Annotated in this window: 9 protein-coding genes and 1 pseudogene; 4 read left to right on the top strand and 6 right to left on the bottom strand. The window is 76.1% G+C overall.

Going from position 1 to position 8,436, the window contains the following annotated elements; genetic code table 11:
- On the bottom strand, positions 1–1,004 hold a 1,004-nt coding region (locus tag AB0O29_RS33065; protein ID WP_365159263.1), incomplete at its 3' end, for a GNAT family N-acetyltransferase.
- 108 nt (positions 1,005–1,112) lie between these two features.
- On the opposite strand from AB0O29_RS33065, the gene AB0O29_RS33060 reads away from it, so the two are divergent.
- Positions 1,113–1,535 (top strand): DUF350 domain-containing protein, encoded by a 423-nt coding sequence (locus AB0O29_RS33060; protein ID WP_365159260.1) that lies wholly within the window; start codon positions 1,113–1,115, stop codon positions 1,533–1,535.
- A 136-nt stretch (positions 1,536–1,671) separates the two neighbouring features.
- On the opposite strand, the gene AB0O29_RS33055 is transcribed toward AB0O29_RS33060, so the two are convergent.
- The 4 genes from AB0O29_RS33055 to AB0O29_RS33040 all read right to left on the bottom strand — a co-directional run bounded on the left by AB0O29_RS33055 (position 1,672) and on the right by AB0O29_RS33040 (position 6,156).
- Complete coding sequence (locus AB0O29_RS33055) at positions 1,672–2,895, bottom strand: acyltransferase (protein ID WP_365159257.1); 1,224 nt, start codon at positions 2,893–2,895, stop codon at positions 1,672–1,674.
- The gene (locus AB0O29_RS33050) at positions 2,892–3,944 is read right to left on the bottom strand and encodes an alpha/beta hydrolase (RefSeq protein WP_365159254.1); all 1,053 of its coding nucleotides are present in this window, start codon (positions 3,942–3,944) and stop codon (positions 2,892–2,894) included. The genes AB0O29_RS33055 and AB0O29_RS33050 overlap by 4 nt, the downstream gene beginning before the upstream one ends.
- A gap of 161 nt (positions 3,945–4,105) precedes the next feature.
- The gene (locus AB0O29_RS33045; protein ID WP_365159251.1) at positions 4,106–4,786 is read right to left on the bottom strand and encodes a response regulator transcription factor; all 681 of its coding nucleotides are present in this window, start codon (positions 4,784–4,786) and stop codon (positions 4,106–4,108) included.
- Complete coding sequence (locus tag AB0O29_RS33040) at positions 4,783–6,156, bottom strand: histidine kinase (protein ID WP_365159248.1); 1,374 nt, start codon at positions 6,154–6,156, stop codon at positions 4,783–4,785. Before AB0O29_RS33040 ends, AB0O29_RS33045 begins: the two co-directional genes overlap by 4 nt.
- Positions 6,157–6,254: 98 nt before the next feature.
- On the opposite strand from AB0O29_RS33040, the gene AB0O29_RS33035 reads away from it, so the two are divergent.
- Together AB0O29_RS33035 and AB0O29_RS33030 are read left to right on the top strand one after the other, a co-directional pair.
- Positions 6,255–7,196, top strand: a complete 942-nt coding sequence (locus tag AB0O29_RS33035) for an AEC family transporter (protein WP_365159245.1) — start codon at positions 6,255–6,257, stop codon at positions 7,194–7,196.
- A gap of 41 nt (positions 7,197–7,237) precedes the next feature.
- Complete coding sequence (locus tag AB0O29_RS33030; RefSeq protein ID WP_365159242.1) at positions 7,238–7,636, top strand: hypothetical protein; 399 nt, start codon at positions 7,238–7,240, stop codon at positions 7,634–7,636.
- Here the strand turns inward: AB0O29_RS33030 and AB0O29_RS33025 are convergent.
- Positions 7,590–8,258, bottom strand: a complete 669-nt coding sequence (locus AB0O29_RS33025) for a trypsin-like peptidase domain-containing protein (protein ID WP_365159239.1) — start codon at positions 8,256–8,258, stop codon at positions 7,590–7,592. The two genes, AB0O29_RS33030 and AB0O29_RS33025, sit on opposite strands and share 47 nt — an antisense overlap.
- A 72-nt stretch (positions 8,259–8,330) precedes the next feature.
- Here AB0O29_RS33025 and AB0O29_RS33020 point away from each other — a divergent pair.
- Positions 8,331–8,436, top strand: a pseudogene (locus tag AB0O29_RS33020) (DNA-binding response regulator); the annotation flags it as partial.

The following is an 8,436-nucleotide window of genomic DNA, read 5'->3' as shown; positions in this document are numbered from 1 at the left end:
GGCGCAGGGTCAGCCGGCCGGCGGGTGCCGGCCCGCCACTGCGCGGGCAGGATGATCCCCGGATGGCCGCCGCCCGCGAGGATCCGGGCGAACAGGGCGTGGGCCGCGGACTTCGACTCGTACCGCAGCGCGTCCGGCCGCCACGGCAGGCCCGCGAGCCGCGCGTACGCCCCGGTCCGCCCCCACGGGACGAGCGGCGGCCCGCCCGCCGTCAGCCGCCCGGCCAGCGCCGGCCGGGCCAGCACCGCCTCCGACAGACCGGGGCCCCGCTCCACCAGGCCGTCGTACACCTCCACTTCGGGGTCCCAGCCCAGCTGCCGCCCGACCGCCCCGGGCCACCAGCGGGGCACCGGCCGGGGCAGCACCAGCGCGGCCGGGCGGGGGCTGTAGAAGGCGGCCAGGCAGGCGTAGTCGTGCGCGGGCCGCTGCCCGGCGTCGAGGGAGGCGTCGGCGAACTGGGCGTTGAACTCGGCGACGTTGCCCACGTGCACCGCCGGGACCCCGCCCGTCCAGGCCCGCGCCCACGGGGCGAGGGGCGCGGGCGCCGCCTCGAAGCGGACCAGGCCCGGCGGGGAGCCCGCCGCGGGGACGGCGCCCATCGCCCGGTAGAACCCCGCCGCGTGCGGGTCGGCGTCGATCAGCAGCCGCCGGAACCCCAGCTCAGCGGCCCGGCGCACGGCGTCCAGGTACAGCAGCCGGCCGAGGCCCCGGCCGACGGCCGGGGGATCCACGAACAGCAGTCCGAGCCGCACGGTCCCGGACGCGTCCTCCATGTCCCCGCCGTGCCCGCCGACGTCCTCCAGGGAGGCGAGGCCCAGTGCCTCCCCGCGTCCGTTCTCGGCCACCGCGATCCGCCGGAGCGCCAGCTCCTCCTCCCGGATCCGCAGCTCCGGCGCGCACGCGGCGAGGAACTCCGGGCCGTACCCCCAGTACGCCTTGGACCGCATGACCAGCGCGGTCAGCGCCGCCGCCTCCCCGGGCCGCGCGGGCCTGGCCTTTGCCATCTCCTGACCTCCCCATGGTCCGGGGCTGGGCCGTGCGATAGATTCGGCCTCCCCACGGCACGTCCTTGGCCCATCCCTATCCCACCTCCGCGTCAGACAGGCATCTCAATGAGCGACATCGTCAACGGACTTGGCCGTACGACCGCCTACGGCGCCGTCGGGCTGGTCCTGCTGATCCTCGGCATCGTCCTGGTGGACGTGCTGACCCCGGGCAAGCTCCCCAAGCAGATCTGGGAGGAGCGCAACCGCAACGCGGCCCTGCTGCTCAGCTCCGCGCTCCTCGGCATCGGCGGCATCGTCTTCACCTCGATCTGGACGACGTACGAGGACTTCGGCAAGGGCCTGCTGTCCACGGCGGCCTTCGGGCTGCTCGGCCTGGTGCTGATGGCCGTGGCCTTCCTGGTGCTGGACCTGGTGACCCCGGGCAAGCTCGGCGCCATCGTGGTCGACCCCGAACCGCACCCGGCCGTGTGGGTCACCGCCTGCTGCAACCTCTCGGTCGCCGCGATCGTGGCCGCCTCCATCGCCTGACCGCCGGGCGCGACGGAACGCGCGTCCCGCACCGGAAAGAGAGCGCCGCTCCCCATGGGAAGCGGCGCTCTCCTCGTGTACGGGTGCTTCCCGTGCGTGCGGGTGCTCCGCTACGGGCGGCTACGGGCGGGCGGCCCTACGCCAGACCCAGCGCGAACGCCCCGAACCCGGCCGCCAGCACCCCCGCCACCGCCCCCCGGGCCACCGCCCCCCGGCGCCCTGCGGCCGCCGGCGCCTCGAACCGGCGCGCGTACCGGGCGATCCCCACCAGCAGTACCGCGAACACCGGCAGCCACAGGGCCCGCGCCACGATCCAGCCCGGCCCGTCGGGCGCCGTCGTCAGCCCGGCCACCCCGCCTCCGGCGAAGGAGGCCGGCACGGCCGCCGCCAGCATCGCGGTCTGGTGCCAGCACAGCACCGTCATCGCCGACAGGTTGACCACCACCACCGGGGCCCACAGCGCCGGCCGCGCGAGCAGCCGCGCCAGCCGGTCCCGCAGCAGGATCGCCGCACCCGACTGGGCCGAGGCCAGTGCGAGGACGAGCAGCGACGGCGGATGGGAGTTGGTCCGCGCCTCACCCGGGACGCCGACCATCGACGCCGGGTAGTGGAAGACCGCCAGCAGCACCGCGAACAGCACGGCCCCGCCCACCAGCAGCAGCCGGGCCCCGCGCCGGCCGATCCGCCCCTCGCCCCAGGACACGCCCAGCTGATAGGCGAACAGCCAGCCCGGCAGGACGTTCAGCAGCGACAGCCACGAAGGCACCGAGGAGGCCGCCGGCCCGTACCGCAGGAAGTCCACCACCGCGACCGAGACCAGCAGCGGGGCCGCCGCCCAGCCGCCGAGCCGGCCCGCGGCCCGGACGCAGTACGGGGTCAGCGCCGTCACCACCGCGTACACCCCGACGAACCACAGCGGCTGGACCACCAGGGTCGCCCCCGTCCGCAGCGTGGCCTCCGGCACCCCGGCCGCATACAGCACCGGCGCGGCCAGCGCCCACACCGCGGTCACCCCCAGCACCGGCCGACCCAGCCGCACCATCCGCCCCTTGAGCCAGGCCCGGGTCGAGCCCGTGCGGCGGCGGAAGGAGAGCACCGAGGCGTAGCCGCCGACGAGGAAGAAGATCCCGAGCATCTGGAGCACCCAGCTCGCCGGGGCGAGGGCGCCGACGGCCGACAGCGGGCTGGCGTTGTGCAGCCCGCCCTCCGCGTCGAGGGTGAACCCGCCGAGCAGCCAGTGCCCGGTCGGCACGGCGAGCAGGGCCAGCGCCCGCAGCCCGTCGACCGCCCGGTCCCGGTGGGCGGGGGTGCGCCGGTCGATCCGGCCGGCGGTCCGCCGCAGTGAGGTCAGCGCGCTCATCGGACCTCCCCCTTCACGATCGCGGCGAAGGCGGCCAGGGAACGGGTGCCGGCCCTGAAGTACCCGGTGTGGCCGACCACGTCGGAGGCGGGCACCCGGCGCGCGCCGAAGGCCGCCGAGGCGGGGTCGGCGCCGTGCCCGAGCCCGGCGACCTCCACGTTCGGCACGTCGGCGATCCAGTCGGAGGGCCCCCGGGCCGCCCACACCCGGGCCTTCGTCCCCAGGCCGGCGGCGGTATCGGCCCGCATCCCGGGGGAGCCGAGGACGACGAGGTCGCGGGCGTCCGTGTGCCGGGCCGCCAGACCGCAGACCACCGAGCCGTAGCTGTGGCACAGCAGCACCGGGTCGGGGGCACCGACGGCGTCGAGCCCCGCGGTGAACCGGGCCAGCCGGACCGCGCCGGCCTCGGCGAGCCGCCCGCCCGCCGCGTCCAGGCCCACCCCGACCGGGGTGGTGTACCCCGTCCACGCGACGACTGCGGTGTCCCCGCCGGCCCCGCCCGCCGCCGTCCACAGCGAGCGGGCCATCCCGGCCGGGCCGGTGTCCGGGGCGCGCGGGGCGTCGTGGGACTCGGCGTCGTTGTCGGAGCCGGGCACGACCACCGCGACGTGCGCCGCCCGTTCCAGGTCCCCGAACACCTCGGCCACCTGGCCCCGGCCGCGCGGGTCGAAGGCCAGGATCCGGCGGCCCGGGGCGGCGAGGGAGGCGTAGCGGGCCTCACCGGTGGCGAGCACGGCCAGCCGGTTGGCCTCGTACCTCAGGGGGAGCGGCGCCCCGTCCAGATTGCCGACCACGAGCGGGTGGGCCCGCAGGAGCCCGCGCCGCGCGCCCTCGTCCAGCCCGGCGAAGAACCGGGCCGCCTCCCGGGGGTCCGCGTCCGCCGGATCGGGCAGCGGCCGGCCGTACCCCCGGTCGGCCCGCCAGGCCGCCGCCCCCGGCGGCGGGCCCGTGACCGCCCGCTGGGTGTCGCCGGACGCCCAGCCGGCGGTTCCCGCGACGACGGCCACCGCCAGCGCGGCCGTGACGATCGTCCTCCCGAAGCGGCCCATGTCCTGTCCCCTCTCTCCTCGTGACGGAGAGGAAGGTAGGAAGGAGGTGCCCGGCGGCACGTCGGACCGGAGAGCCAAGCCGGATGTCATACCCCGGTAGGGGGTGGAGGAGACGGCGCCGGCCGGGGGCCGCCGCCCGCGGGCCGGGGCCGCCCGCCGGACTACGCCGAGTCGCCGGGCCGGACCAGCCCCGCCTCGTACGCGAAGATCACCGCCTGGGCCCGGTCGCGCAGGTCCAGCTTGCCCAGCACCCGCCCGATGTGGGTCTTGACCGTCTGCTCCGCCAGCACCAGGTGCGCGGCGATCTCCTGGTTCGACAGCCCGCGCGCGATCAGCTCCAGCACCTCGGTCTCACGCGGGGTCAGGCCGTTCAGCCGCAGCGCCGGGTCCTTGCGCGGCGCCGGACGCCGCCGCACGAAGTCCGCGATCAGCCGGCGCGTCACCGACGGCGCCAGCAGCGCCTCGCCCGAGGCCACCACCCGGACCGCCGCGATCAGGTCGGCGGGCGGGGCGTCCTTCAGCAGGAACCCGGACGCGCCCGCGCGCAGCGCCTCGTACACGTAGTCGTCGATGTCGAAGGTGGTCAGCATCAGCACCTTGGGCCGGTGGACCACCCCCACGGGCGGGTCCAGCAGCTCCCGGGCCGCCGAGAGCCCGTCCAGCTCCGGCATCCGCACGTCCATCAGCACCACGTCCGGGTGCACGGTCCGCGAGAGCCGTACGCCCTCCCGGCCGTCGGGCGCCTCGCCCACCACGTCGATGTCGGCCTGCGCCGACAGCAGCGCGGCGAACCCGGCCCGCACCATGGCCTGGTCGTCGACGATGATCACTCGGATGGTCAACTGGATTCCTCGGTCCGGGAGTCGAGCGGCAGCCGGGCGGCGACCCGGAAACCGCCCTCGGGCAGCGGGCCCGCGTCCAGGGTCCCGCCGGTCAACCGTACGCGCTCGCGCATCCCCACCAGGCCGTGCCCCGTACCCTCCCCCTCCAGTGCCGTCACGGCGTCCCGCGCCGGGCCGTTGACCACCAGCACGAGCACCTCCCCGTCCCCGGCGGAACCCGACACGGACACGCTGGTCCGCGCCCCCGGCGCGTGCCGCACCACGTTCGCCAGGGCCTCCTGGACGATGCGGTACGCCGACAGGTCCACGGCCGGCACCGACCGCGCCGCGTCGGCCACGCCCGCGGCCAGGGACAGCTCCACCGGCTGCCCGGCCCGCACGGTCGCCTCCACCAGCTGCTGGATCCGCGCCACGCCCGGCTGCGGCGCCCGCTCCCCGCCGGCCGCGCCCGCGCCCCCGTCGGTACCGTCCCCGCGCAGCACCGTCAGCAGCCGCCGCATCTCGCCCAGCGACTCGCGCGCGCTCGCCGCGATCGCCGCGAACTCCTCGCGCACCGGCTCCTCCATCCCCGGCAGCCGGTACGGCGCGGAGTCCGCCTGCACCGTGATCACCGACATGTGGTGGGCCACCACATCGTGCAACTCCCGGGCGATCCGCGCCCGTTCCTCCAGCAGTGTGCGCCGCGCCCGCTCCGCCCCGCTGATGCTCTCCTGCTCCGCGATCCGCTGCCGGGCGTCGCCCAGCCCGCGCAGCGCCCAGGTCAGCGCCAGCACGACCCCGCCCAGCACGAACTGCACGGCCACCGTGTTCGTCACCCCGTCCGGGGCGAAGAACCCGAGCACCACCCCGACCGCGCCGGTCGCCAGCCACACCCCGACCAGGGTCCGCACGGACTCCCGCAGCCCCAGGCAGGCCATCAGCACCAGGTACCCGACGATCCCCATCGGCGGCCAGGGCCACGAACGCCCCACCACCCCGTCCGTGAACAGCAGCAGCACGGCCCCGGCCACGTCCGCGGCCAGCACCGCCGCCCAGGCCGGCACCGGCCGGGTCACCGCCAGCAGCAGCGGCACCGTCTGCGCCACCCCCAGCGCTCCGGCCCAGCCGCCGCCCATCCGGTAGTCGTTGGTGAGCACCGCGATGGTCACCGGGAGCAGCACCACCACGAAGACGGCCGTGACGGCGTAGGGCGCCAGCCGCTGCCAGCGGCGCGGGGCCCGCGCCAGCAGCGGTTCGCCCGGCCGGGCCGGGGTGCGCAGGGCCACCGCCAGCCGTCCGAACCCGCCGCCGGCCTCCCGTGCGCCCGCGCCCCGCGCGCCGGCCGCCGGGGTCTTCCGGGCGCGGCCCGGGATGCGCGGTGTGAACCTCATGATCCGCCAGCCTATGCGCAGGGGGCCTCCGAAGGGGCGGCAGCGCGGAGGGATAGGCTGCACGCCGTCCGAATAGCGAACGAGGGGGGTCGACGGCTATGGGCGGGGCGGCCGCACTCGAGAAACTGGTACCGGTACTCCTGGCCTTCGGCGGCGGGGTCCTGCTCGCCCGCCGCAAGATCGTCCCGGCGGACACCTCCAAGGCCTTCTCCGACTACGCCTTCCTCTTCGCCGTCCCCTGCTACCTCTTCGGCAACATCTACGCCGCCGACCTCGGAGCCCTGTTCGACTGGCGGGCCATCGGCGGCTACGCGGCCGCCGCCGCCCTCGCCGTCCTCGCGGTGGCCCTCGGAGCGGCGGCCTACGGCGTGCGCGAGCCCCGCGCGGTGGCGCTGCGCGTGATGGCCGGCGTCCAGGTCAACACCGCCTACTTCGCGGTCCCCGTCTTCATCACCGTCTTCGGGACCGCCGCGCCGATCTTCCCGGTGCTGCTGTTCCAGGTGTGCGTGCTCTCGCTCGTGGTCATCGCCCTCATGGAACTGGGCCGCGCGGGCGCGGGCGGCCCCGGCACCCGGCTCTCCCGGGCCCTCGTCGCCTCCCTCGCCACCCCGCTCGTCCTCGCCTGCAACGCGGGCATCGTGCTCAACCTGCTCTCGGTGCACGTGCCCAAGGTGCTCCTCGACGGGGCCGCGTTCGTCGGCGACAGCGCCTCGCCGGTGGCCCTGTTCGCCCTCGGCCTGCACCTCGGCGGCACCGGCCTGGACGTCCGGGGCACCACCCGGGAGGAGGTCGCGCTGATCGCCTTCAAGTGCCTCGGCTTCCCGCTGCTGGCCTGGGCGGTGTGCGCGGGGCTCTTCGGGATACAGGGGCCCTGGCTCGCGTACCTCGTGCTGATCGCCGCGATGCCGACCCCGCAGAACCTCTTCATCTTCGCCCAGCGGTACGGGATCGGCGTCGACCTCTCCGCCTCCGTCGTGATCAAGAGCTCGGTGGTCTCCCTCCTCCTGCTCCCGCTCTGGCTCCAGGCCGTCGCCTTCTAGGCCGCCTCGTTCCCCCGGCGGGTTCCGCTCGTTGACCGGGCATGGAGCTGCTGCTGCCGATGATCGCGGCGCCGGGGGTCGGCGAACGGGCCGACGCCGCGGCCGATGCCGCCTGCCACCTCTACGACGCCGTCGCGCCCTGGGGCGAGGGCGGCCCCGGGGGCTGGAGCCGGAACGCCGCCGAGGACGCCGCCGAGACGATCGAGACCACCGCCCACGCCCTCGCGCACATCCACCCGCGCGCCGAGGTCATCCTGGCGCCCGTGCACGCGGCCCTCGCCGACCTGCGCCGTCAGCTCGCGCTGCCCCCGGCCGAGCCGCTGACCGCCGAAGGGGTCCCGGCGACCCCCCGGACGGTCGGCAACCCGCGCCGCACCCGCTGGGTGCGGGTCCTCACTCCGCCCGCACCCCGGCGACCGCCGACTGGTACAGCTTCCTGACCTCCGCGCCGAAGTAGGCGCTGTAGGAGGTGTCGGCCGTGGGCCCGCCGGTCTCCCAGCCGCCGATCACCCCGACCACGTCCCCGGTCGCGGTGTCCTCGTCGAAGCGGGTGATGAAGGGGCCGCCGCTGGTCCCGCCCGGGTAGCCGGTGCAGTCGATCCGCAGGAACGATCCGGGGCTGGCCGGGTCGGTGCTGGTGAACTTGGTCGTCTTGTTGACGCACACGCGCGGGCGCGGGGCCGGTGCGGGGTGGCCGATGAGGACCACCTTGGGGTGGTTGAAGGTGGCCCCGGTGACGAGGCGGTTCCCGCCGACCACGTCCTCGGCCTCCTCGCCGTCGGCGTCCGGGCCGACCTGCGCGAAGGCCACGTCGAGGGTGGCGGCCTTGGAGGCGCCCTCGGTGCGGTAGCGGGAGGCGATCCAGATCTTCGAGCGGCCCGCCGAGTCCCGCAGGACCGGGAACATGCCGTACGGGCGCGGGTTGGCGAGCGTGTACTGCGGGACGAAGGCGATCTGGCGGGTGTCACTGCCGATCAGGCAGTGCGCCGCGCTGAGCACCAGGTCCCGGCCGGGGGAGGAGACGACGCTGGCGGTGCAGAAGTAGGCGCCCGAGCCCTTCATGACGAACATCCGGCCGACGACGGGGATCCCGTCGAAGTCCTTGCCCACCCCGGCCGGGGCGGTGGGGAGCACCGCCGCCGGCAGCGGGTGCTGATCGACGAGACGCCCGACCTGGAGGTGGTGGCCGAGGCCGGCACGGGCGCGGAGGCCGTCGAACGGGCCGCCGCGCACGGACCCG

It is taken from the genome of Streptomyces sp. NPDC089915 (assembly GCF_040684675.1).
GTDB lineage: Bacteria > Actinomycetota > Actinomycetes > Streptomycetales > Streptomycetaceae > Streptomyces.
Note: the sequence above shows the minus strand (reverse complement) of the source record. Positions and strands in the feature narration are given on the sequence as shown.

Bases quoted from the DNA above. Each gene is read 5' to 3' on its own strand.
- AB0O29_RS33060 (WP_365159260.1), top strand. From the start codon at position 1,113: ATGAGCGACATCGTCAACGGACTTGGCCGTACGACCGCCTACGGCGCC.
- AB0O29_RS33055 (WP_365159257.1), bottom strand. From the start codon at position 2,895: ATGAGCGCGCTGACCTCACTGCGGCGGACCGCCGGCCGGATCGACCGG.
- AB0O29_RS33050 (WP_365159254.1), bottom strand. From the start codon at position 3,944: ATGGGCCGCTTCGGGAGGACGATCGTCACGGCCGCGCTGGCGGTGGCC.
- AB0O29_RS33040 (WP_365159248.1), bottom strand. From the start codon at position 6,156: ATGAGGTTCACACCGCGCATCCCGGGCCGCGCCCGGAAGACCCCGGCG.
- AB0O29_RS33035 (WP_365159245.1), top strand. From the start codon at position 6,255: ATGGGCGGGGCGGCCGCACTCGAGAAACTGGTACCGGTACTCCTGGCC.
- AB0O29_RS33030 (WP_365159242.1), top strand. From the start codon at position 7,238: ATGGAGCTGCTGCTGCCGATGATCGCGGCGCCGGGGGTCGGCGAACGG.
- AB0O29_RS33025 (WP_365159239.1), bottom strand. From the start codon at position 8,258: ATGAAGGGCTCGGGCGCCTACTTCTGCACCGCCAGCGTCGTCTCCTCC.